Origin of the sequence: Streptomyces sp. CC0208, assembly GCF_003443735.1 — a bacterium.
Lineage (GTDB): Bacteria > Actinomycetota > Actinomycetes > Streptomycetales > Streptomycetaceae > Streptomyces > Streptomyces sviceus.
Genome location: NZ_CP031969.1, coordinates 1,584,945 through 1,607,492, shown reverse-complemented (window position 1 = coordinate 1,607,492; position 22,548 = coordinate 1,584,945). Strand labels below are relative to the sequence as shown.

Genomic DNA, 22,548 nt, shown 5'->3' with positions numbered 1-22,548 from the left:
TCGGCGGTCTGCGGGCGACGCCGCGGCACTGGGCGCCTTGCGGAGAGCCTGCTCAGCGCGCGGTCAGGACGCGTGGTCCCGCGTCGGTGACGGCCACGGTGTGCTCGGTGTGTGCCGCGCGCGAGCCGTCGTTCGTCTTCAGCGTCCAGCCGTCCGGCGCCGTGTGGTACTCGTCGGTGCCGCCGGCGATGAGCATCGGCTCGATCGCGAGCACCATGCCGTGCCGCAGCGCGAGCCCGCGCCCCGGGCGCCCCTCGTTCGGCACCGGCGGGTCCTCGTGCATACGGCGGCCGATTCCGTGTCCGCCGAAGTCGTCCATGATCCCGTACCCGCCGTCCCGGCACACCGTGCCGATCGCGTGCGCGATGTCGCCGATGCGGTTGCCCACGACCGCCGCCGCGATCCCGGCCGCCAGCGCCCGTTCCGCGGTCTCGATCAGCCGTACGTCGGCGGCGCGCGGCCTGCCCACCGTGAAACTGATCGCCGAGTCACCGGCCCAGCCGCCGAGTTGGGCACCGCAGTCGATCGAGACGAGGTCGCCGTCGCGCAGCCGGTAGCCGGTCGGGATGCCGTGCACGATCGCGTCGTTCACGGAAGCGCAGATGACGGCGGGGAAGGGCGTGGAGGCGAAGGAGGGGCGATAGCCCAGGAAGGGCGAGGACGCCCCGGCCTCCCGCAGCACCCCACGCGCCACCTCGTCCAGCTCCAGCAGGGAAACACCCACGTCAGCGGCCTTCTGTACGGCGGTCAGGGCGCGCCCGACCACCTGTCCGGCCTCGTACATGGCATCGATCGATGTGTCCGTCTTCAGCTCCACCATGCCAATTACTATACCGGTATTAGAATGGGGGGCATGGTGCGCACCCCTCTCACTCCCGAAGAACACGAACGCGGCGAGCGGCTCGGCCGGTTGCTGCGCGAGGCCCGCGGTGGCCGCAGCATGGCGGAGGTCGCGGCGAGTGCCGGGATCTCTCCGGAGACCCTCCGGAAGATCGAGACCGGACGGGCCCCGACCCCGGCTTTCTTCACGGTGGCCGCGCTGGCTCGGGTGCTCGGGCTGTCCATGGACGAGCTGGCCGGACTGTGCGAGTTGGCGGGCGTGTGACGGGAGTTCGCTCAGCGGCGTGGCGCGCGCCATGAGGCTCCTGCTGCCCCTTTGAAAACTGTCCGTAGCCCGTTCGTAACACTGCTGGTGTTGCCTTACGGACCGGAGTGCTCCGGTCTAACGGGAGTTGAGCGATGGCAGTGGATCAACTCCCGGGTCGGATGCGGGAGTTCGTGGCCTATCTGGAGGGTGTGCTCGCGCGCCTGGATCAGGGCGCCGGTTGGTGCGCCGTCTTCTGGCAGCGCGACCCGGACGGTATGCAGGCCTGCCTCGACGGCCGTGAAGTGCCGCCGTGGGACGTGGTCGAGTCGCTCCTTCAGGACCTCGCCGCGGCGTACGGCCCGGAGGTGGCCCACGCCGAGGCGGACCGGGCCCGCCCCCTGCACGCCGCCGCCCAGGCCGCCCACGACGCCCGCCCCGGGGGCCGGGACGCCCTCGGTGACCGCTTCGACGTCATGCTCCGCGAACAGCGCTACGCCGCGGAACGCCAGGCCGAACTGGGCCGCCGCCTCGCCGGCGCCACGACCCAGGAGGAGGCCGACGCCATCCGCCTGGACCTCGCCTGGGCCCGCGACGACCACGAACGCGCCGTACGGCGTTGCGCCGAACTCCAGTCCCGGATGGCCGAGTTGGACCACCGCACGTTGGACGACCAGGCCCGGGCGATCAGGCGGGGCCAGGGCGGGGACGGCGGGGTGTTCCGGGAAGCGCACGGGGACGGGGTGCGGGGGGACCGCGGTCGGGGGGACGCCGGGGGCGGCGGACATGCAGAAGGGGGCGACGGTCGCGAGGCCGACCCCGGAAGCACTCGGTTCCCGAACATGCCGCAGCAGCGCGAGGCCGCGCCGACCACCGACGCCGAAGCGCCTGATGCCGGACACGCCCCGCAGTGGCCCAGCCCCACCGAGGCCGCCCGCTCAGGACACGTATCCCGGCCGGCCTGGGCGGACTCCTCCGGAGCTGCGCCACATCACTCCGGCACCGCTGATGCCGCCCGCTCGGTGGCTGCCCCGCAGGCTTCCGTCTGGGGGGAGGCTTCCGGGGACGTGTCTCGGCGAGCCGGGGCCGCTGGAACGGCCCGTCCGGGTTACCGCCCGCACCCGATGGCCCCCGTCGATCCCGACACCCCCGACACCCCCGACCACGCACCCCAGCGCCCTGGCCCCGCAGAAGCAGCCCACCCCGGACACGCCCCGCACCAGCACCGCCAGTCCGACGTCTCCCGCACGGCCCACACCCCGTATCAGCAGGCCCCGGCCCCCACCATCGGCGCTGACCGCACACCCCCACCCGACGTCGACCCCCCGCGACAACCCACCCCCACCGCCCCACCGCCGGAGGCAAAGCGCAAGCGCCGCCGTGGCGGTGCCCGGTTCGCCGGTGTGGTCGAGGAGGACGGCGCCCCCGTCGTCGTACCCCCGGCGGCCGTGCCCGAGCTGCCCACCGCGCCCGTGGCGAAGGGGCGGAGGCCGCGCGGGGCCCGTTTCGCCGGGGCCGCGGAGGCGCCGGCGGCGGGTTCGCGGCAGGGGGCCGAGCCGTTGGACGCGGTGGCGCGGCGGGAGACCGCCGCGACGGTCGCGACGCTGGTGCGGCTGCGCTCGCAGGGGCGTACCGGCGAGGCGCACGGCGTGCTCGTCGAGCTCGCCCACTGGCCCGCCGACCGTTTCCCGCTGCTCGCCGCGGAGCTGCAGCACGCCGGGCTCGGCGCCGACTGGGCGACCCTGCTGTGGGAGGCCGCGTCACTGCCCGCAGACCGGCTGGTGGCCGCCGCGGACGCGCTGGTCGCGGCCGGGCGCGGTGCGGACGGGGAACAGATCCTCAGACAGGGCGTCGCCCGACCCGCCGGCGAGATCGGCACGGCCGTGCTCGGGCTGGTCGCCGAGGGCCGCCGCCGTGAGGTCACCGCGCTCCTCGACGCCTACGTCCGCGTCCGCGCCCCCGAGGAGGCCGCCCGCAGCGCCGAACCCGGCCCGGGGACCCTCGTACCGCTCCTCCTGGCGGCCGCGCGGGGCGTCTCGGACGAGCGGCACTGGGACCTGGTGCACGCCCTGCGGGTCGCCGGATTCTCCGCCTGACAGGTCCCCCACAACCCCCGCTGACCGGGCACATCACTCCTCCAGTGGAGTGTGAAACGTGATCGACTTCGCGGGTTAACGACGATGGTCTTGGCAAGCCTGTCCAGGAGGCTTACGTTCGTCCCTCTACGGCCCCTTCTACGGGCGTAGAGGCTCTGACGTCCCCGCCGAAGGAGCAGCTCATGGCCAACGTCGTACGTGCCGCTCTGGTCCAGGCCACCTGGACCGGCGACACCGAGTCCATGGTGGCGAAACACGAGGAGCACGCCCGCGAGGCGGCCCGACAGGGCGCGAAGATCATCGGGTTCCAGGAAGTGTTCAACGCCCCCTACTTCTGCCAGGTCCAGGAACCCGAGCACTACCGCTGGGCCGAGCCGGTGCCCGACGGCCCCACCACGAGTCGTATGCAGGACCTCGCCCGCGAGACCGGCATGGTGATCGTCGTGCCGGTGTTCGAGGTCGAGCAGTCCGGCTTCTACTACAACACCGCGGTCGTGATCGACGCCGACGGCAGCGTCCTCGGCAAGTACCGCAAGCACCACATCCCGCAGGTCAAGGGCTTCTGGGAGAAGTACTACTTCAAGCCCGGCAACCTCGGCTGGCCGGTCTTCGACACGGCCGTCGGCAAGGTCGGCGTGTACATCTGCTACGACCGGCACTTCCCGGAGGGCTGGCGCCAACTGGGCCTGAACGGCGCCCAGATCGTCTACAACCCGTCCGCCACGCATCGGGGACTCTCCTCCCACCTGTGGCGCCTGGAGCAGCCCGCGGCCGCCGTGGCCAACGAGTATTTCGTCGCGGCCATCAACCGGGTCGGTGTCGAGGAGTACGGCGACAACGACTTCTACGGGACGTCGTACTTCGTCGACCCGCGCGGTCAGTTCGTGGGGGAGACGGCGAGCGACAAGGAGGAGGAACTGGTCGTCCGCGACCTGGACTTCGACCTCGTCGACGAAGTGCGCCAGCAGTGGGCGTTCTACCGTGACCGCCGCCCCGACGCCTACGAAGGGCTGGTGCAGCCGTGACCAAGGACCTGCTGGGGCGTCACCGGGCCGTCCTGCCCGACTGGCTCGCCCTCTACTACGAGGACCCGCTGGAGATCACCCATGGCGAGGGCCGCTACGTGTGGGACGCCGAGGGCAACAGGTACCTCGACTTCTTCGGCGGCATCCTCACGACGATGACCGCGCACGCCCTGCCCGAGATCACCAAGGCGGTGAGCGAACAAGCCGGGCGGATCATCCACTCGTCGACTCTGTACCTGAACCGGCCGATGGTCGAACTCGCCGAGCGCGTAGCCCAGTTGTCCGGCATCCCGGACGCCCGGGTCTTCTTCACCACCTCCGGCACCGAGGCCAACGACACCGCCCTGCTGCTCGCCACCACCTACCGGCGCAGCAACACGATCCTGGCGATGCGCAACAGCTACCACGGCCGCTCCTTCAGCGCGGTCGGCATCACCGGCAACCGCGGCTGGTCGCCCACCTCGCTGTCCCCGCTCCAGACGCTGTACGTCCACGGCGGCGTCCGCACCCGCGGCCCGTACGCCTCCCTCGGCGACGACGACTTCATCGCGGCCTGCGTCGACGACCTCAGGGACCTCCTCGGCCACACCCGGCCGCCCGCCGCCCTGATCGCCGAACCGATCCAGGGTGTCGGCGGTTTCACCTCCCCGCCCGACGGCCTCTACGCCGCCTTCCGCGAAGTGCTCGACGAGCACGGCATCCTGTGGATCGCCGACGAGGTGCAGACCGGCTGGGGCCGCACCGGCGACCACTTCTGGGGCTGGCAGGCGCACGGGCAGTCCGGCCCGCCGGACATCCTCACCTTCGCCAAGGGCATCGGCAACGGCATGTCCATCGGCGGGGTCGTCGCCCGCGCCGAGATCATGAACTGCCTCGACTCCAACAGCATCTCGACCTTCGGCGGCACCCAGATCACCATGGCGGCCGGCCTCGCGAACCTGACGTACCTCCTGGAACACGACCTCCAGGGCAACGCCCGGCGCGTGGGCGGACTGCTCATCGAGAGGCTGCGGTCCGTCGCCGCGCAGATTCCCGGCGTACGGGAGGTGCGCGGGCGCGGGCTCATGCTCGGCGTCGAGCTGGTGAAACCCGGCACCGACGAGGCCGACCCGCAGGCCGCGTCCGCCGTCCTCGAGGCGGCCCGCGCCGAGGGGCTGCTGCTCGGCAAGGGCGGCGGGCACAACACCAGTGCCCTCAGGATCGCCCCGCCGCTGTCCCTGACCGTCGCGGAGGCCGAAGAGGGCGCCGCGATCCTCGAACACGCTCTGAGGAGCACCCTCCAGTAGGTCCACAGCAAGGGAACACCGTCATGAGCACCACCTCGGAGCCCCTGGAGTCCCTGGCGCCGACCCTGTCGGTCCGGCAGGTCCTGATGCTGGAACGGGTCCTGGCCGGGGAGCCCGAGGTGGTGGCCGGTGCCGCCCAGCTCGACCGGGCCGTGCGCTGGGTGCACGTGGCCGAGGCTGCCGACGTCGGTGTGATGCTCAGCGGTGGCGAGATGGTCCTCACCACCGGTGTGCTGCTCGCCGGAGACGACGGCAAGCAGGCCGAGTACATCCAGTCCCTGCACCGCGCGGAGGCCGCGGCCGTGGTCCTCGGACTCGGCCGCGCCTTCCCGGCCCCGCCGGACGTGATGCGCCGGGCCGCCGAGCGGTGCGGGCTGCCCATGGTCGTCCTGCACCGCCCCTTCCCCTTCGCCGAGTTGACGGAGGAGGTGCAGGCCCGGCTGGTACGGCGGAAGTTCGCCGCCGTCAGCATGTCCGAGGCCGTGCGCACCGCGCTGACCGGACTCATCACCGCGGGCGCACCGCTCCAGCGCCTGCTGGACGAGATCGCCCACCACAGCGGCTGTCCCGTCGTCGTCACCAACCTCGCCCACCGCGTCCTCGCCACCGCGGGGGAGCGGTCCGCGGTGGACGACGTGCTGCGCGACTGGGAGCGCATCGCCCGCCAGGCCGGCGGCAGCGAGGGCGACGGCTGGATCCGCGCCGAACTCGGCGGGCGCGGCGAGCGCTGGGGCCAGATCATGCTGTGCGGCTACCGCGGCGACACCGCCACCGGACGCCTCCTCGCCGACCGCGCCGCCGAATCCCTCGTCCTGCACCGCATGCTCGGGGGCACTTCCGCCCACAGCTGGGAGGAGCAGTCCGCGCAGAGCCTGCTCACCGACCTGGTCAGCGGGGTCGTACCGGCGCGGCAACTGCTGCCCCGCGCCCGGGCGGCCGGACTGCCCGTCAACCGGCGCACCTTCGTGCCGCTCGTCGTACGGGACGGCGATCCGGCGGAACTCGACCGGGTACTACGGCTGTTGGGGCTGCCCGGTATCGTCGCCGAACTCGCCGACGGGGCCACCGCGGTGCTGCTGAGCCTGGCCAGGGACCAGGACGCCGCCGTGCTCACCGCCAACTTCGCGGCGCGGCTGACCCAGACGGTCGTGGCCGCCGCGGACCCGCGCACCGCCTGGGACGACGTCCCCGCCGGCATGCGTGAGGCCCGGCATGTCGCGGACGCGGTCGCCTCGGGAGCACTCGACCTTCCCGCGGTCGTCCGCCTCAAGGACGTCCATCTGCGCGGACTGATAAGGCTGTTGCGCGACGACCCGCACGTGCAGTCCTTCGCCGAGCGCGAGTTGGACGGGCTGCTGTGCGCGGCGGGAGACGACCTGCTGGCGGTGCTGCGCACCTATCTCGCCACCGGCCGCAACAAGTCCCGCACCGCCCAGCTCCACCACGTCTCCCGGCCCGCGCTCTACCGCCGGCTGGAGGCGATACAGGGCCGGCTGGGCGTCGACCTGGACGATTTCGAGCAGGCCGCCTCGGTACACATCGCACTCCTCGCACACGACGCGCAACAGGCCTGAAACAAGCCACGACCTGGGAAAACGGCGGTGAAACATGGGCTCACGAGAGGGTGACACCGTGGCACGCCGCATGCCCGCAGACGTGACACCGTGCAACTCAAAGCCCGTTTTCGGACTTCCTAGTCTTCTCGCACACCGAGTGACCGGAGGTCCCGATGAGCAGAGTGATTCGTGCCGCCCTCTTCCAGACCGCGTGGACGGGCGACAAGGAGTCGATGATCCAGGTACACGAGCAGGCGGCCCGGGACGCGGCCGCGCAGGGTGCTCAGGTCCTGTGCTTCCAGGAGCTGTTCTACGGGCCGTACTTCTGCCAGGTCCAGGACAAGGCGTTCTACGAGTACGCCGAGCAGATCCCGGACGGGCCCATCGTCAAGCGATTCCAGTCGCTGGCCAAGGAGTTGGGCATCGTCCTCATCCTGCCGATGTACGAGGAGGAGCAGCCCGGCGTCCTCTACAACACCGCCGCGGTGATCGACGCCGACGGCTCGTACCTCGGCAAGTACCGCAAGCACCACATCCCCCAAGTGCCCGGATTCTGGGAGAAGTTCTACTTCCGTCCCGGCAATCTGGGGTGGCCGATCTTCGACACGAAGGTCGGGAAGATCGGCGTGTACATCTGCTACGACCGTCACTTCCCGGAGGGCTGGCGGGCGTTGGGCCTGGCCGGTGCCGAGATCGTCTTCAACCCGTCGGCCACCTCGCGCGGTCTGTCCGCGTACCTGTGGCAGCTGGAGCAGCCCGCGGCGGCCGTCGCCAACGAGTACTTCGTCGGCGCGATCAACCGGGTGGGTGTGGAGGAGCTGGGCGACAACGACTTCTACGGGACGACGTACTTCGTCGACCCGGAGGCGCAGTTCGTCGGCGAGGTCGCTTCGGACAAGGAGACCGAACTCGTCGTCCGCGACCTGGACTTGGCCAAGCTGCGGGAGGTCCGCGACCGCTGGCAGTTCTACCGCGACCGCCGTCCGGACGCGTACCCCCCGCTGACCGCACCCTGACCGAACCGTCCACCCTGGCAGGAGAGGGAACATGAGCAGCCGTACCGTCATCCGCGGTGGCCTCGTCATCACCGCGTCCGACGAGATCCACGCCGACGTGCTGATCGAGGACGGCCGCATCGCCGCCCTCGCCGTGCCCGGTACCCAGAGCTGGACCGCGGACCGCACGATCGACGCCACCGGAAAGTACGTGATCCCCGGTGGCGTCGACGCCCACACCCACATGGAGCTGCCGTTCGGCGGCACCTTCGCCTCCGACACCTTCGAGACCGGCACCCGGGCCGCCGCCTGGGGCGGTACGACGACCATCGTCGACTTCGCGGTGCAGAGCGTGGGCCACTCGCTGCGCGAGGGCCTGGACGCCTGGCACGCCAAGGCCGAGGGCAACTGCGCCATCGACTACGGATTCCACATGATCGTCTCCGATGTGAACCAGGAGACGCTCAAGGAGATGGACCTGCTGGTGGAGGAGGGGGTCACCTCCTTCAAGCAGTTCATGGCCTACCCCGGCGTCTTCTACTCCGACGACGGCCAGATCCTGCGCGCCATGCAGCGCTCCGCCGACAACGGCGGCCTGATCATGATGCACGCCGAGAACGGCATCGCGATCGACGTCCTGGTCGAGCAGGCGCTGGCACGCGGCGAGACCGACCCCCGCTACCACGGCGAGGTCCGCAAGGCGCTCCTGGAGGCCGAGGCCACCCACCGCGCCATCAAGCTCGCGCAGGTCGCCGGCGCCCCCCTGTACGTCGTGCACGTCTCGGCCATGGAGGCGGTGGCCGAGCTGGCGCGGGCGCGGGACGAGGGCCTCAACGTCTTCGGCGAGACCTGCCCGCAGTATCTGTTCCTCTCCACGGACAACCTCGCGGAGCCGGACTTCGAGGGCTCGAAGTACGTGTGCTCGACGCCCCTGCGCCCGAAGGAGCACCAGGCCAAGCTGTGGCAGGGCCTCAGGACCAACGACCTCCAGGTGGTCTCCACCGACCACTGCCCCTTCTGCTTCGTGGGCCAGAAGGAGCTGGGCCGCGGCGACTTCTCGAAGATCCCCAACGGCCTGCCGGGCGTCGAGAACCGCATGGACCTGCTCCACCAGGCCGTCGTCGACGGGCACATCACCCGCCGCCGCTGGATCGAGATCGCCTGCGCCACCCCGGCCCGGATGTTCGGCATGTACCCGAAGAAGGGCACCATCGCCCCGGGCGCCGACGCGGACGTCGTCATCTACGACCCGCACGCCGAGCAGATCATCTCCGCCGAGACCCACCACATGAACGTCGACTACTCGGCCTACGAGGGCAAGCGCCTCACCGGCCGGGTCGAGACGGTCCTCTCGCGCGGCGAACTCGTCATCACCGAGCGGGAGTACACCGGACACGCCGGGCACGGCACGTACACCCCGCGCTCCACCTGTCAGTACCTCAACTAGGAGTGGCGCCCATGGACTTCGGACTCGTCCTGCAGACGGATCCGCCCGCCTCGAAGGTCATCAGCCTGATGAAGCGGGCCGAACGCAACGGCTTCACCTACGGGTGGACCTTCGACTCCGCCGTGCTCTGGCAGGAGCCGTTCGTGATCTACAGTCAGATTCTCGCGAACACCTCGAAGTTGAAGGTCGGCCCGATGGTCACCAACCCGGGCACCCGCACCTGGGAGGTCACCGCCTCCACCTTCGCCACCCTCAACGACATGTTCGGCAACCGCACGGTCTGCGGCATCGGCCGCGGTGACTCCGCGATGCGCGTCGCGGGGCGTACGCCCAACACGCTGGCCCGCATCAGCGAGGCCATGAAGGTCATCCGGGCGCTCGGCTCGGGCCAGGAGGCCGACCTCGGCGGCACGGTGATCAGGTTCCCGTGGATCAAGGAGGGCGCCGAACTCCCCGTATGGATGGCGGCGTACGGCCCGAAGGCCCTGAAGATGACCGGCGAGGAGGCCGACGGGTTCATCCTCCAGCTCTCCGACCTCTATCTGACCGAGTACATGGTCAAGGCCGTGAAGGACGCGGCCGTCGCCGCAGGCCGCGACCCCTCCGAGGTGAAGATCTGCGTGGCCGCCCCGGCCTACGTCACCGCGGACGACTCGCCCGAGGCCCTCGCCCACGCGCGTGAGCAGTGCCGCTGGTTCGGCGGGATGGTCGGCAACCACGTCGCCGACCTGGTCTCCAAGTACGGCTCCGGCGGCGGTCTGGTCCCTCAGGAACTCACCGACTACATCAAGGCGCGCGAGGGGTACGACTACTCGCACCACGGGCGCGCCGACAACCCGGACACCGCGTTCGTGCCCGACGAGATCGTCGACCGGTTCTGCGTCATCGGACCGGTCGAGAAGCACATCGAGAAGCTGAACGCGCTGCGCGAACTGGGCGTCGACCAGTTCGCCGTCTACGACATGCACGACGCCCAGGAAGCCACCATCGACGCGTACGGGGCCGAGATCATCCCCGCCGTCAACTCCTGACCCCACCGCGACCGCTCGACCGACCCCCCACACCTTGTCCCCCCTTCCCGCCGTCCCGGGGAGGGGTGGTGGGGCCGGGAAAGGCCTCCCCGCCCGTCCCGGTCCCACCCAAGGCCCCCGCACGGCCTATCCCGTCCCGTCCTGATCGATTGGCCTGCCCATGACCGAAACAGTCCCCACGGGGTCGCCGATACAGCAGTCCGCCGGTGGCCGCGTCGAGCTCGCCCCCGAGGCCTTCCCCGCCGACAGCCCCTTCGCCAACGAGGACCTGCGTCCCGTACCGGTCTCCGAGCGCAAGTGGACGACGTACAACTTCGCGGCCCTGTGGATCTCCATGGCCCACTGCATCCCCAGCTGGACCCTGGCCTCCGGCCTGGTCGCGCTCGGCATGGACTGGAAGCAGGCCGTGTTCACCATCGCCCTGGCCAACATCATCGTGCTGTTCCCGATGCTGGCCACCGGGCACGCCGGACCCAAGTACGGCATCCCCTTCCCGGTGCTCGCCCGCGCCTCCTTCGGGCTGCGCGGCGCCAACATCCCGGCGCTGATCCGGGCCGCCGTGGCCTGCGGCTGGTTCGGTATCCAGACCTGGATCGGCGGCAGCGGCATCTTCGCCCTGGGCTCCAAGCTCACCGGCGGCCACTGGGAGGACGCGGGCAAGATCGCGGGCAACCCCTGGCCCCTGTGGCTCTGCTTCCTGCTGTTCTGGGCGCTCCAGATCGCGATCATCTACCGCGGCATGGACTTCCTGCGGCACTTCGAGAACTGGGCCGCGCCTTTCGTGATCGCCGGCGCGCTCGTGCTGCTGATCTGGATCGCGGTCAAGGCCGACGGCTTCGGCGCGCTGCTCGACCAGCCCTCGAAGCTGGGCTGGGGCGCCGACTTCTGGCCGGTCTTCTTCCCGTCCCTGATGGGAATGATCGGCTTCTGGGCCACTTTGTCCCTGAACATCCCCGACTTCACCCGGTTCGGCGCCAGTCAGAAGGCGCAGACCTGGGGGCAGGCCCTCGGTCTTCCCACGACGATGACGCTCTTCGCGGTCCTCGCCGTGCTGGTCACCTCCGGATCCGAGGCCATCTACGGCGAGGCCATCTGGGACCCGGTCGCGCTGGCCGCCAAGACGGACAACGCCTTCGGGCTGCTCTTCGCGCTGGTCATCGTGCTGGTCGCCACCATCTCCGTGAACATCGCGGCCAACGTGGTCTCACCGGCGTACGACCTGTCCAACCTGGCCCCGAAGTTCATCAACTTCCGTACGGGTGCGCTGATCACGGGTGTCGTCGGCATCCTGATCTTCCCGTGGAAGCTGATCTCCACGCCGGAGTTCTACATCTTCACCTGGCTCGGAGTCGTCGGCGGCCTGCTCGGCACGGTCGCGGGCATCCTCATCGCCGACTACTGGATCGTCCGGCGCACGGTCCTGCACCTCGCCGACCTCTACACGCCCGGCGGCCGCTACTGGTACACCAACGGCTGGAACTGGCGGGCCATCGTCGCCTTCGTGGTGGGCGGTCTGCTCGCGGTCGGCGGCTCGTACTCGGGAGTGGGCGCGGACGGCAAGAAGGCCGGCCCGTTCCCGACCGACGGTCTGATCCCGTTCCTCAAGCCGCTGGCCGACTACGGCTGGGCGGTGGGCCTGGCCACGTCACTGCTGCTCTACGTCGCGCTGATGCTGCCGAAGGGCAAGGAGCAGGAGGGCATCGCGGCCTGACAGGCCGCCACGCGTGTGTGGAGGGCGGTCGGGCTCGGCCCGGATCTGCCGGCTCAGGCCTTCCGGCCGCTCTCCAGCGCAGCGACCGCCTCCTTGGCGGCCTTGATGGCACCCTTGTTGATCTCGTCCGTGCTGGGCGCCTTCTTGGACTCGAAGTCGCTGCCGTTGTACGTCACGGTCACCAGCGCGTTGGACGCCTGGATCATGACCACGCCCTCACGGGTCTGCTGCTTGTTCTCGGTGGTGAGGTTCACCACCGAGTACCCGGCGTCCCCGACGCCGGGGACGTTTCCGCCGCCGCTCTTGTCGTCGACGTTCTCCTTGTACGACTTGGCGGCCGCCTGGTCGGACTCCGTGATCTCGAAGGACACGTCCAGCCAGCGGTAGTCGTACCCCTTGAGCGCGTTCCAGGAGCAGGTGCGGCGCAGTGCCGTGTCCGTCGAGGGGATCTCCTTGCCGGCCGTCTTGGCGCCCGGCACCAGCGACTTGATCGTCGCCGCGCTGATGCTGCCGCACGGCGCGGGCGCGGCGGTGTACTGCTTCGTGGCGGCCGCCGTGGACGCGCCCGAGGGGGACTCGCCGGCGGACTGCGGCGCCGACGACTCCTTCTGGGTGGCCGGCGTGGTGGCCGGGCCCGACGTCAGCACCCAGCCCGCCGCGGCGAGCACGACGACGGGCGAGATGCGCGCGGTGAGCGCGAGCGGCAGGGAAAGAGTTCGCACGGCGCACTTTTCGTGGGGGACGGACGGTGCGGAGGGGTCCGCACTGCGGACGGACGCCAGTTTCACATGTCTCCCTGTGGGGCGGAAGTGTGAACTCGCTCCGTACCTGTGCCGTCACTGTGCCCTGCCGTCGTCGCGTCATGTGTCCGCTTATGTCCGGGCGATGGGCCGGTGGAGGGCCGACTCGATGCGGTCCACGGCCAGGAACGCCCCGTAGGCCACAAGCTGCACCAGACAGTGGTCGGTGTGCTCCGGCCGCCGCCAGGCCGCCACGTCCTCGTCGCTGATCCGGTACGGCGCGAGCGCGGCCAGCAGCACCAGACGCGCCCCGGGACGCTCCCGCCGGTCCGGAAAGCCGCGCAGGTCGAGCGGCGGGTGCGAGCCGTCCCAGTCCAGCAGTACCTCCTCCACGAGGTCCTGGTCGTCGGTGCCGAGGAGGCCGGCGCCCGCCATGGCCGCCCGGAGCAGCGCCGCATAGGCGAGTCCGACGGGCGTACCGTCCGCCCACGCGGGCGCTTCGCCGGGGTCGGGCAGGTCGAGCAGCGCGAGGGACGCACCGGGCCGGGCGGGTCGGCGTACGGTCCGGGCGAGCGTACGGCCCGCGAGGCTGCGCACGGCCCGGAAGCGCTGGACGTTGCCCGGCAGCAGGCTCTCGGTGAGCAGGGCGGACACGATCCGGTTGATGAAGTGGAAGGCGAACGCGGTGCCGAGATAGCCCGGAGCGTGCTCGCGCGGGAACGGGTACGGCGCCGCGCCGAGGCCGCCCGGCACGCGCGTGTGCCTGCCCCACTCCAGCACCCGCGCGTGCTCCTCGTTCACCGGCCGCTCTCCTCGGGCGACGCGTTCGGCGAGTGCGTGGTCGCCGGTGGCGTGCAGCAGCATGGTGTGCGCGTCCACGCAGAACGGGCACCGGTTGGCCAGCGAGACCCCGAGCGCCGCGAGTTCCTTGCCGGTGCGGCTGCCGGGGCCGGCGATCAGCGACTCACGCATCAGCGCCCACGCGGGGGCGAGGAGCTCCGGCGCGGAGGACAGGACCACGAAGGTGACGGGTTCGTCGATGCCGAAGTCCCGGGACAGTTGCTCGTAGACCTCGGCGACCGGGCCGGTGGCGGACTTGGGCGGCAGGGGCCGGGTGTAGCGGAAGGATGTGGACATGCCCAGCACCTTGCCCGTGGGTCTCGGGCGCGGTCGTCGTACGTCCGGAGGGAGTTGGCGCTGCGTCCGGGAGCGCGGGCCGGCCTGGGCACTACTGCGGGGGGAGTAGCGGGGGAGTTGTCCACAGGGCTGACGCCGGTGTCGGTGCGCCGGTCTAGCGTGTGGGCATGAGCGGGCACCCGGTCGATCCGGCCATCTCCCAGCGGCTCGCCGATCTGGCCCTCGTGGTCGTGGTCGGCGCCCTCGTCGTGGCCGCGGCGGCTCTCGACGCGGACACGACCGCCCTCGACTTCGGGTTCCTCGCGGTGAGCGCGGCCGCTCTGGCGTTCCACCGCACGGCCCCGCTGGTGGTGCTGGCCGTGGCCACGGTGAGCGGGGCGGTGTACGTCCTGCACGCCCACCCGGGCCCCCTCGGCGCGCTGTCCGTCTTCGCCGCCGTCCACCTGGCCTCCCAGGGGGGACACCGGAGCTGGGCCGCGGGGGCGAGCGGGGTCTTCCTCGGGGTGTACGCGGCGACGGGTCCCACGGCCCACGAGGCGGTCGAGAAGACCGCGCTGCTCGCGGGCTGGTTCGTGTGCGCGGTGGTGACGGGCCTCGCCGGCCGCAACTGGCAGGCCTATCTGCGCCAGACCGAACAGCGTGCCCTGGAGGCCGAGCGGACCCGGGAGGAGGCCGCCCTGCGCCGGGCCGGCGAGGAACGCCTGCGGATAGCCCGGGAGTTGCACGACTCCCTCACCCACAGCATCTCCATCGTCAAGCTCCAGGCGGGCGTGGCCGTCCATCTGGCGCGCAAGCGCGGTGAGGAGGTGCCGCCCGCCCTGCTCGCCATCCAGGAGGCGGGCGGCGAGGCCATGCGCGAGCTGCGCGCCACGCTGGAGGTCCTGCGCACCGACGAGCCGACCGGCACCCCGGCGCTGCTCGTGGAGCGGGCGCGGGCCGCGGGCCTCGCCATCGAACTGTGCGTGAGGGGCGAGGAGTGCGCCCTGCCCGCCCCGCTCGACCGGGCCGTGTACCGGATCGTCCAGGAGTCCCTGACCAACGCGGCACGGCACGCGGGACCGGCGAAGGTGCGGGTCGAACTGGCCTACGGCGTGGACGACTTGACGATCCGAGTGGACGACGACGGAGCCGCGGACCCGGACCGGCCGCCGCAGCCCGGCCACGGCCTCACGGGCATGCGTGAACGTGTCACGGCCCTGGGCGGCACGCTGCACACCGGCCCGCGCGCGGAGGGCGGGTTCTCGGTGCGGGCGGAGCTGCCTTTGGGTGCGGGGGAGCGGGTGTGATCGGGCACGGGGTGGCGTCTCGGTGTGCGAGGGGTGCGGGGGCTTGAGGACGGGGGCCCCGGGGGATTGGTTGCGAGGGTGGGTGGCGGACTGGCGGGGGCGCGTGTGGGTTGCCGGGGTGAGGGACGGCTTCGCGGTGTGCGGCATTGGCCGCGAGGGGGCGGGGCGGTTCCGAGGTGGGCTGTGTGTGGTTGTCGCTGTGGGGGACGGCTTCGCGGTGTGTGCTGGATCGGTTGGGTGGGTGGGGTGATTTGGTGGCGGGAGGGGGCGGGCGTGGGGAACGGCTGTGGGGACGGTTTCGAGGTCTGCGGGGTCGGCCGCGGGGGCGCGGGGCGGTTCCGGGGTGGGTTGTGTGGGGTTGTCTCGGTGGGGGACGGCTTCATGGTTGTGCGGGGGATCGCTCGCCAGGGACCGAGACCGGGACCGGGACCGGCCGCCGCGGTGGGGGCGGTCGGCTCCCCGTCGGACCCTGTACCGGTGTCGGGGAGGCGGCGTGAATGAGGCGTGGGGCGGCTTCCTTGTGGGTGTGGAGGTGTCGGTGTGATCAGGGTGGCGCTCGTCGACGACCAGGCGTTGATGCGGGCCGGGTTCCGGGCCCTGCTCGACGCCGAGGACGGGATCGAGGTGGTCGGGGAGGCGGCGGACGGGGAGCGGGGCGTGGAGCTGGTGCGGGCGCAGGTGCCCGACATCGCGCTGATCGACGTACAGATGCCGGTGATGACCGGTATCGAAGCGACCCGGCGGATCGCCGCCGATCCCGAGCTGGCGGATGTCCGCGTGGTGATCCTCACCAACTACGGTCTCGACGAGTACGTCTTCGAGGCGCTGCGGGCGGGTGCGAGCGGCTTTCTGCTGAAGGACACCGAACCGGCCGACCTCCTCCAGGCCATCGAGGTGGTGGCCCGGGGCGAGGCGCTGCTGTCCCCCGCGGTCACGCGCACCCTCATCGGCGAGTTCGCCTCCCGCCCCCCGGACCGGTCCACCGCCCCCGGCCTGGAGTGCCTCACCCGCCGCGAACGCGAGGTCACGGCCCTGGCCGCCCGCGGCCTGACCAACGAGGAGATCGCCGAGCACATGGTGATCAGCCCTCTCACGGCCAAGACGCACATCAGCCGAGCGATGACGAAACTGGGTGCCCGAGACCGCGCCCAACTGGTCGTGTTCGCCTATGAGTCGGGGCTGGTGACGGCACGCGGCTCCTGAAATTCCGTTGCCCGCCCCGGCCCGCGATCAGCACTCTGAGGCGATGACCGAGACACCTCCGCGGATGCGCGAAGAGATCCTCGCCTACTACGCCCGGGGCAAGGAGGACGCCCGGCTCAGAGAGGGCGGAGCGCCCGCCGGACGGTTGGAGTTCTGGCGCACCCAGGACGTACTGCGCAGACTGCTGCCCGCCGCGCCCGCGCGCGTGCTGGACGTCGGCGGCGGCAGCGGGGTGCACGCGGAGTGGCTCGCGCGCGACGGGTACGCGGTCGAACTCGTCGACCCCGTACCGCTCCACGTCGACCAGGCCTCGCGGCTGCCCGGGGTGGCCGCGCATCTCGGGGACGCACGCGAGTTGGCGTCATCCGACTCGTCGTACGACGTGGTGCTCCTGCTCGGCCCGTTGTACCACCTGCACGAACAGGCCGAACGGGTAAGGGCGTTGGCCGAGGCGGGCCGGGTCGTCCGGCCGGGCGGGCTGGTGGTCGCGGCCACCATCAACCGGTACGCGCAGCTGCACGACCTGCTGCGTGAGGAGCGCTACTTCATCCCGGAGCATCGCGAACGCACCGACGCCGTCCTCGCGGACGGTCGCCATCCCTACCATGACGAGGGCTTCTTCACGGTCGCCCAATTCGCCCAACCGGGCGAGGTGACCGCGGAGTTCGCGGACGCGCGGCTGGCCGTCGAGGGGCAGTACGGCGTCGAGGGCGTGGCCTGGCTGATGGGCGGCGTGGAGGACTGGCTGGACGACCCGGCCAGGCGCGAGACCGTGCTGGCAGCGTGCCGGCACATCGAGTCGGAACCGACGCTGCTGGGGGCGAGCGGGCATCTGCTCACGGTGGGCAGACGGCCTTCGGTGTGACAGGGCCGCCGTCTGCCCGGCGGCGACTACGCGGCCGTACCGCCCGAGTAGTCACTGTTGAACGTCGCCTCGACGGTGGGTGAGGGCCTTCCACAACATGCGTGACTCCTGGTCGAGTTGGTGCCCGCGTGGGGGGCGCGGGCACCCGCATGGTTCATGGACTTCTCGCGCGATCGCAAAAACTTCGTCCTGCGAAAGCGATCGATAGCCTGTGGAGGAGAGGTCCGGCCGATGCGCGGAAACTGTGAGGTGAAAGGCGTGTTCACGACCCGTCCCACTCTTCAAGGCACCTTCGGCATGGTGTCCTCCACCCACTGGCTGGCCTCGCAGTCGGCGATGGCGGTGCTGGAGGACGGCGGCAACGCGTACGACGCGGCGGTGGCCGGCGCCTTCGTGCTGCACGTCGTCGAGCCGCACCTCAACGGGCCCGCAGGCGAGGTGCCGATCCTGCTCGCGCCCGCCGGTGGGGAGGTGCGGGTGCTGTGCGGGCAGGGCGTCGCGCCCGCCGGGGCGACCGTGGCCCACTACAAGGGGCTGGGCCTGGATCTCGTCCCCGGCACCGGCCCCCTCGCCGCCGCGGTCCCCGGCGCCTTCGACGCCTGGATGCTGCTGCTCCGTGACCACGGCACCAAGTCCCTCGCCGACGTCCTCAAATACGCCATCGGGTACGCCGAGGACGGGCACGCGCCCGTGGAGAACGTCGGCGCGACCGTCGAGAGCGTACGGGAGCTGTTCGAGACGGAGTGGACCTCGTCGGCGCAGGTGTACCTGCCGGGCGGGAAGGCCCCGCGGCCCGGCGAGCTGTTCCGCAACCCGGCCCTCGCCGCCACCTGGAAGCGGCTGATCGACGAGGTGGCGGGGGCGGGCGACCGGGTCGCGCAGATCGAGGCGGCGCGTGAGGTGTGGCGTACCGGGTTCATCGCCGAGGCGCTCGTACGGCAGGCGCAGCGGCCCACCCTGGACACCAGCGGCGCGCGGCACACCGGCACGCTCACGGCCGCCGATCTCGCCGGGTGGTCCGCGAGCTACGAGGCTCCGGCGACGTACGACTGGAACGGCTGGACCCTGTGCAAGGCCGGCCCCTGGAGCCAGGGCCCGGTCCTCCTCCAGCAACTCGCGCTGCTGCCGCCCGAACTGCCGCGGTACGGGTCCGCCGAGTACGTCCATCTGCTGGTCGAGGGCTGCAAGCTGGCGATGGCCGACCGGGAGGCCTGGTACGGGGACGCGGCCGAGGTACCACTCGCCGAGCTGCTGTCGGCCGAGTACAACGCGCAGCGGCGTGAACTCGTCGGCGACAAGGCCTCGTACGAGCTGCGGCCGGGCAGCCCCGGCGGGCGCGCCCCGCGGCTCAGCGCACACGCGCATGTGGTCGTCACCGACGAGCCCGGGTTCAGCCCGATGGGTGTCGGAGAGCCCACGGTCGCGAAGAACCCCACGTCCCCTGTGCCGGGCGAGCCCGAGACCGGTTCCGACGGCACCACCCGGGGCGACACCTGCCACCTCGACGTCGTCGACCGCTGGGGAAACCTGGTCGCCGCCACGCCCAGCGGGGGGTGGCTCCAGTCCAACCCGGTCGTGCCCGAACTGGGCTTCCCGCTCGGCACCCGGCTCCAGATGACCTGGCTGGAGGAGGGCCTGCCCAACTCCCTCACGCCCGGCCGCCGCCCCCGCACCACCCTCACACCCTCGATCGCCCTGCGCGCCGGGGTGCCCGTCCTGGCCTTCGGCACCCCCGGCGGGGACCAGCAGGACCAGTGGCAGCTGCACTTCTTCCTGGCCGTCGCCCTGGGCTCCCCGGTCCGCGGCGGTCTCGACCTCCAGGGCGCGATCGACGCCCCGAACTGGCACAACGACAGCTTCCCCGGGTCGTTCTATCCGCGCGGGATGCGGCCCGGGAGCCTCACCGTGGAGGCACGGACGGATCCCCGGGTGGTCGAGGAGCTGCGGCGGCGGGGGCACGACGTCACGGTGGGGGAGCCCTGGTCGGAGGGACGGTTGTGCGCGGTGGCGCGGGATCCGGAGACGGGGGTGCTGTCGGCGGGGGCCAATCCGCGGGGGATGCAGGGGTATGCGGTGGGACGGTGACAGGTGTGGTCGCACGGGGGGTTCATGTCATTCGTCCTGGATCGAGCGCCCGTTGTCTCCGCATTACCGGTGTTCACGGTGATGGCACTCGCCCTTCACCGGGCGGGTGGGGATTGTCAGTCCCTCGTGCTCTCATGGAGTCATGATCGAAGACACGGAAACCATCGACGAGTTTCTCGACCGGCACGCGGGTGACGTGGAAGAGGCAGTGCGCAAGGCCGCCGCGGCCGAGGTCATGCCGCGCTTCCGGCGGCTCGCCGCGCATGAGGTCGACCAGAAGGCCGGCCCCCACGACCTGGTCACGGACGCCGACCGGCTGGCCGAGCAGTACCTCACGGAGGTGCTCGGCGCCCTCCTGCCCGGCTCCGTCGTGGTCGGCGAGGAGGCGGTCCACGCCAACCCGGCGTCGTACGAGGCGCTGCAGGGCGACACCCCCGTCTGGATAGTCGACCCCGTCGACGGCACGCGGCAGTTCGTGCACGGCGACCCCGGCTTCTGCATGCTGGTCGCGCTCGCGAGGAGCGGCGTCCTGCTCGCCTCCTGGACCTACGCACCGGCCCGGGACCAACTGGCCACGGCGATACGCGGCCGGGGCGCGTTCCTCGACGGCGAGCGGCTGCGCGCGGGCGCTCCCGACCCGGGCCGCGACCTCCGGGTGGCCACCTCCCACCCGGACTACACGACGGAGGAGCAGAAGCGCGGCCTGCTGGGACTGTGGACGGACGGGGTCGCACCGCGCCCGTGCGGTTCGGCGGGCCTGGAGTATCTCGCCGTCGCCCGGGGCGAGTCGGACGCCGTGGCGTTCTCCTGGGAGGCGGCCTGGGACCACGCGGCGGGCCTGCTGCTGGTCGAGGAGGCGGGCGGCGCCCATCTGACCCTCACCGGCGAACCGTTCAGCATCAAGGGCGGCAACACCCTCCCCTTCACCGCGGCCCGTGACGCGGCGACGGCCCGCAGGGTGAGGGGGCTGCTGGCGGGCGAGGCCTGACGCGACGGCCGGGCCGGAGGCCGGACTCATGGCCGGGGGGCGGAAACCGGAGCGGAAACGGGAGCCGAGCCGAGGCCGGAGCCGGGGGGCCGTCGGGCGAGGTCGGAGCCGCGCACGCGGTCGGGTCCGAAGGGACCGGAGCCAGCCTTCCCCCCCCGCAGAGGACACAACCGGAGCCGTCGTCGGTCGGGCGCCAGGGGCGCCCGACCGGAGGGTGCAGGCCGCTCCCCGCGCGCCGGCCCCGGTTCCCGGCCATTCCTCCCCGAGCCTGGCCTCCCCCCCCCCGGGGGCCCGGTATCCACCGAAGCGGTCCCTGCCCCGCCTCCGCCGACTTGCCCCGCGCGTCGGACGCACTGGCGTGCCGGACCCCGTTCCCCGCCACTTCTCCCCGAGCCTGACCTCCCACCCCCGGAACCCGACCTCCCCCCGAAGCCGTCTCCGCCCCCGTCCCGACCCCCATCCCCGACCCCCGCCGCCCCCGACTTACCCCCGCGCCCCGAGACTGTCGGTCCCCCGGCATATCCTGATCCTCTGGCCATCGGCTGACGAAGGGGTCCGAAGGTGCCGTCGATGCTCGATGCGGTCGTGGTGGGTGCGGGGCCGAACGGACTGACGGCTGCCGTGGAGCTGGCCCGCCGTGGCTTCTCCGTGGCCGTCTTCGAGGCGCGCGGCACCGTGGGCGGGGGAGCCCGCACCGAGGAGTTGACCCTCCCCGGCTTCCGGCACGACCCGTGCGCCGCGGCCCACCCCCTCGGCATCAACTCCCCGGCGTTCCGCGCCCTGCCCCTGGAGCGCTACGGCCTGGAGTGGCTGCACGCCGAGCTGCCCATGGCGCATCCCTTCACCGACGGCACCGCCGCCGTGCTGTCGAGGTCGGTCGCCGAGACAGCAGCCTCGTTCGGGCCGCGTGACGCGGGGACGTACCGAAGGCTCGTCGAGCCGTTCCTGCCCACGTGGGACACCCTGGCCCGCGACTTCATGTCCCTGCCCGCGACCGCGCTGCCCCGCGACCCGGTCACCCTGGCCCGCTTCGGTCTGGTCGGGCTGCCCCCGTCGACCTGGCTGATGCGCCGCTTCCGCGACGAGCGCGCGAAGACGCTGTTCGCCGGACTCGTCGCGCATGTCATGGCCCCGCTCGGCGGCGTCGCCACCGGCGCCATCGGCCTCGTCTTCGCCCTCGCGGCACACGCGCGCGGCTGGCCCGTGGCGCGCGGCGGCTCCCAGTCGATCTCCGACGCGCTCGCCGCGTACCTCAGGGACCTCGGCGGCAGCGTCCACACCGACTACGAGGTCAAGCGGCTCGACGACCTGCCGCCGGCCCGCGCGTACGTCTTCGACACCTCGCCGACCGCCCTGGCCCGCATCGCCGGCTTCGGCAACTACTACGAGGGCTACCGCTACGGCCCGGGCGTCTTCAAGGTCGACTACGCCCTCGACGGCCCGGTGCCGTGGACCGCGAAGGAGGCGCGCGCCGCGGGCACCGTGCAGATCGGCGCCGACAGTGCGGAGATCGGCAGTGCGCTGCGTGCCGCGTCCCGGGAGGGCCGTGCCCCCGACAGGCCGTTCATGATCACCGTGCAGCCCAGTGTCGTCGACCCGAGTCGGGCTCCCGCCGGGAAGCACGTGTTCTGGGCCTACGGCCATGTGCCCAGCGGCTGGACCGGCGACCTCACCGACGCCATGGAGCGCCAACTGGAGCGCTTCGCCCCGGGTTTCCGCGACCGCGTCCTCGCCCGTGCCACCGCGGGCCCGCCCGAACTGGCCGCCCGCAACGCCAACTACGTCGGCGGCGACATCGCCTCCGGCGCGGTCAGCGGACTCCAGATCATGCTGCGCCCCAAGCTCTCCCTGTCCCCGTACGGCACCCCGCACCCGGCCGTCTTCATCTGCTCGTCCGCGACCCCGCCGGGACCGGGCGTGCACGGCATGTCGGGCCACAACGCCGCGAAGGCCGTATGGCGCAGGCTGCGACAGCAGACCTGAGGGAGACCGAAGCCGGGCTGCCCCCGGCGG

General features: G+C 71.8%; 18 protein-coding genes. 15 read left to right on the top strand and 3 right to left on the bottom strand.

Annotated features, from left to right (window positions below; all coding sequences use genetic code 11):
* Window positions 1–52 precede the first annotated feature (52 nt).
* Window positions 53–820, bottom strand: a complete 768-nt coding sequence (map, locus tag D1369_RS07395) for a type I methionyl aminopeptidase (RefSeq protein WP_007385780.1) — start codon at window positions 818–820, stop codon at window positions 53–55.
* Between the two features lie 33 nt (window positions 821–853).
* On the opposite strand from map, the gene D1369_RS07390 reads away from it, so the two are divergent.
* From D1369_RS07390 to D1369_RS07350, 9 genes are all read left to right on the top strand, one after another.
* The gene (locus tag D1369_RS07390; RefSeq protein WP_158680177.1) at window positions 854–1,105 is read left to right on the top strand and encodes a helix-turn-helix transcriptional regulator; all 252 of its coding nucleotides are present in this window, start codon (window positions 854–856) and stop codon (window positions 1,103–1,105) included.
* A gap of 134 nt (window positions 1,106–1,239) precedes the next feature.
* On the top strand, window positions 1,240–3,180 hold the full coding sequence (locus D1369_RS07385) for a hypothetical protein (protein WP_240436055.1): 1,941 nt from the start codon (window positions 1,240–1,242) through the stop codon (window positions 3,178–3,180).
* Window positions 3,181–3,362: 182 nt separating this feature from the next.
* On the top strand, window positions 3,363–4,205 hold the full coding sequence (locus tag D1369_RS07380) for a nitrilase-related carbon-nitrogen hydrolase (RefSeq protein WP_007385783.1): 843 nt from the start codon (window positions 3,363–3,365) through the stop codon (window positions 4,203–4,205).
* Window positions 4,202–5,491 carry an aspartate aminotransferase family protein gene (locus D1369_RS07375; RefSeq protein WP_007385784.1) on the top strand — a complete coding sequence of 430 codons (1,290 nt, stop codon included), beginning with the start codon at window positions 4,202–4,204 and terminating at the stop codon, window positions 5,489–5,491. Before D1369_RS07380 ends, D1369_RS07375 begins: the two co-directional genes overlap by 4 nt.
* A 23-nt stretch (window positions 5,492–5,514) precedes the next feature.
* Window positions 5,515–7,065 (top strand): PucR family transcriptional regulator, encoded by a 1,551-nt coding sequence (locus tag D1369_RS07370; RefSeq protein WP_007385785.1) that lies wholly within the window; start codon window positions 5,515–5,517, stop codon window positions 7,063–7,065.
* 155 nt (window positions 7,066–7,220) lie between these two features.
* Complete coding sequence (locus D1369_RS07365; RefSeq protein WP_118082350.1) at window positions 7,221–8,063, top strand: nitrilase-related carbon-nitrogen hydrolase; 843 nt, start codon at window positions 7,221–7,223, stop codon at window positions 8,061–8,063.
* 31 nt (window positions 8,064–8,094) lie between these two features.
* Window positions 8,095–9,489, top strand: a complete 1,395-nt coding sequence (gene hydA, locus D1369_RS07360) for a dihydropyrimidinase (protein WP_118082349.1) — start codon at window positions 8,095–8,097, stop codon at window positions 9,487–9,489.
* A gap of 11 nt (window positions 9,490–9,500) precedes the next feature.
* Complete coding sequence (locus tag D1369_RS07355) at window positions 9,501–10,520, top strand: TIGR03842 family LLM class F420-dependent oxidoreductase (protein ID WP_007385788.1); 1,020 nt, start codon at window positions 9,501–9,503, stop codon at window positions 10,518–10,520.
* A 160-nt stretch (window positions 10,521–10,680) separates the two neighbouring features.
* Window positions 10,681–12,231, top strand: a complete 1,551-nt coding sequence (locus tag D1369_RS07350) for an NCS1 family nucleobase:cation symporter-1 (protein WP_007385789.1) — start codon at window positions 10,681–10,683, stop codon at window positions 12,229–12,231.
* Between the two features lie 53 nt (window positions 12,232–12,284).
* Here D1369_RS07350 and D1369_RS07345 read toward each other — a convergent pair whose 3' ends face one another.
* The gene (locus D1369_RS07345; RefSeq protein ID WP_037903834.1) at window positions 12,285–12,953 is read right to left on the bottom strand and encodes a hypothetical protein; all 669 of its coding nucleotides are present in this window, start codon (window positions 12,951–12,953) and stop codon (window positions 12,285–12,287) included.
* Window positions 12,954–13,103: 150 nt separating this feature from the next.
* On the bottom strand, window positions 13,104–14,108 hold the full coding sequence (locus tag D1369_RS07340) for a carboxymuconolactone decarboxylase family protein (protein ID WP_037901919.1): 1,005 nt from the start codon (window positions 14,106–14,108) through the stop codon (window positions 13,104–13,106).
* Window positions 14,109–14,275: 167 nt separating this feature from the next.
* Between D1369_RS07340 and D1369_RS07335 the strand changes: the two genes are divergently transcribed.
* The 6 genes from D1369_RS07335 (at window position 14,276) to D1369_RS07310 (ending at window position 22,518) form a co-directional block, all read left to right on the top strand.
* Entirely contained in the window at window positions 14,276–15,394 is a 1,119-nt protein-coding gene (locus tag D1369_RS07335) for a sensor histidine kinase (RefSeq protein WP_118082348.1), read from the top strand.
* A 540-nt stretch (window positions 15,395–15,934) separates the two neighbouring features.
* Window positions 15,935–16,597, top strand: a complete 663-nt coding sequence (locus D1369_RS07330) for a response regulator transcription factor (RefSeq protein ID WP_007385792.1) — start codon at window positions 15,935–15,937, stop codon at window positions 16,595–16,597.
* A 43-nt stretch (window positions 16,598–16,640) separates the two neighbouring features.
* Window positions 16,641–17,462, top strand: coding sequence for a class I SAM-dependent methyltransferase (locus D1369_RS07325; RefSeq protein WP_007385793.1), 822 nt, complete (start codon window positions 16,641–16,643; stop codon window positions 17,460–17,462).
* Between the two features lie 258 nt (window positions 17,463–17,720).
* On the top strand, window positions 17,721–19,547 hold the full coding sequence (locus D1369_RS07320; protein WP_118083121.1) for a gamma-glutamyltransferase: 1,827 nt from the start codon (window positions 17,721–17,723) through the stop codon (window positions 19,545–19,547).
* Between the two features lie 142 nt (window positions 19,548–19,689).
* Window positions 19,690–20,535, top strand: a complete 846-nt coding sequence (locus tag D1369_RS07315) for an inositol monophosphatase family protein (protein WP_007385795.1) — start codon at window positions 19,690–19,692, stop codon at window positions 20,533–20,535.
* A 570-nt stretch (window positions 20,536–21,105) separates the two neighbouring features.
* Entirely contained in the window at window positions 21,106–22,518 is a 1,413-nt protein-coding gene (locus D1369_RS07310) for an NAD(P)/FAD-dependent oxidoreductase (protein WP_007385796.1), read from the top strand.
* The last annotated feature ends 30 nt before the right edge of the window (window positions 22,519–22,548 follow it).

What these genes read in the sequence shown, in the direction of transcription:
- D1369_RS07390 (WP_158680177.1), top strand. Translation starts at nt 854, where the DNA reads ATGGTGCGCACCCCTCTCACTCCCGAAGAACACGAACGCGGCGAGCGG.
- D1369_RS07385 (WP_240436055.1), top strand. Translation starts at nt 1,240, where the DNA reads ATGGCAGTGGATCAACTCCCGGGTCGGATGCGGGAGTTCGTGGCCTAT.
- hydA (WP_118082349.1), top strand. Translation starts at nt 8,095, where the DNA reads ATGAGCAGCCGTACCGTCATCCGCGGTGGCCTCGTCATCACCGCGTCC.
- D1369_RS07315 (WP_007385795.1), top strand. Translation starts at nt 19,690, where the DNA reads ATGATCGAAGACACGGAAACCATCGACGAGTTTCTCGACCGGCACGCG.
- map (WP_007385780.1), bottom strand. Translation starts at nt 820, where the DNA reads ATGGTGGAGCTGAAGACGGACACATCGATCGATGCCATGTACGAGGCC.
- D1369_RS07370 (WP_007385785.1), top strand. Translation starts at nt 5,515, where the DNA reads ATGAGCACCACCTCGGAGCCCCTGGAGTCCCTGGCGCCGACCCTGTCG.
- D1369_RS07335 (WP_118082348.1), top strand. Translation starts at nt 14,276, where the DNA reads ATGAGCGGGCACCCGGTCGATCCGGCCATCTCCCAGCGGCTCGCCGAT.
- D1369_RS07355 (WP_007385788.1), top strand. Translation starts at nt 9,501, where the DNA reads ATGGACTTCGGACTCGTCCTGCAGACGGATCCGCCCGCCTCGAAGGTC.
- D1369_RS07350 (WP_007385789.1), top strand. Translation starts at nt 10,681, where the DNA reads ATGACCGAAACAGTCCCCACGGGGTCGCCGATACAGCAGTCCGCCGGT.
- D1369_RS07380 (WP_007385783.1), top strand. Translation starts at nt 3,363, where the DNA reads ATGGCCAACGTCGTACGTGCCGCTCTGGTCCAGGCCACCTGGACCGGC.
- D1369_RS07340 (WP_037901919.1), bottom strand. Translation starts at nt 14,108, where the DNA reads ATGTCCACATCCTTCCGCTACACCCGGCCCCTGCCGCCCAAGTCCGCC.
- D1369_RS07325 (WP_007385793.1), top strand. Translation starts at nt 16,641, where the DNA reads ATGACCGAGACACCTCCGCGGATGCGCGAAGAGATCCTCGCCTACTAC.
- D1369_RS07310 (WP_007385796.1), top strand. Translation starts at nt 21,106, where the DNA reads ATGCTCGATGCGGTCGTGGTGGGTGCGGGGCCGAACGGACTGACGGCT.
- D1369_RS07365 (WP_118082350.1), top strand. Translation starts at nt 7,221, where the DNA reads ATGAGCAGAGTGATTCGTGCCGCCCTCTTCCAGACCGCGTGGACGGGC.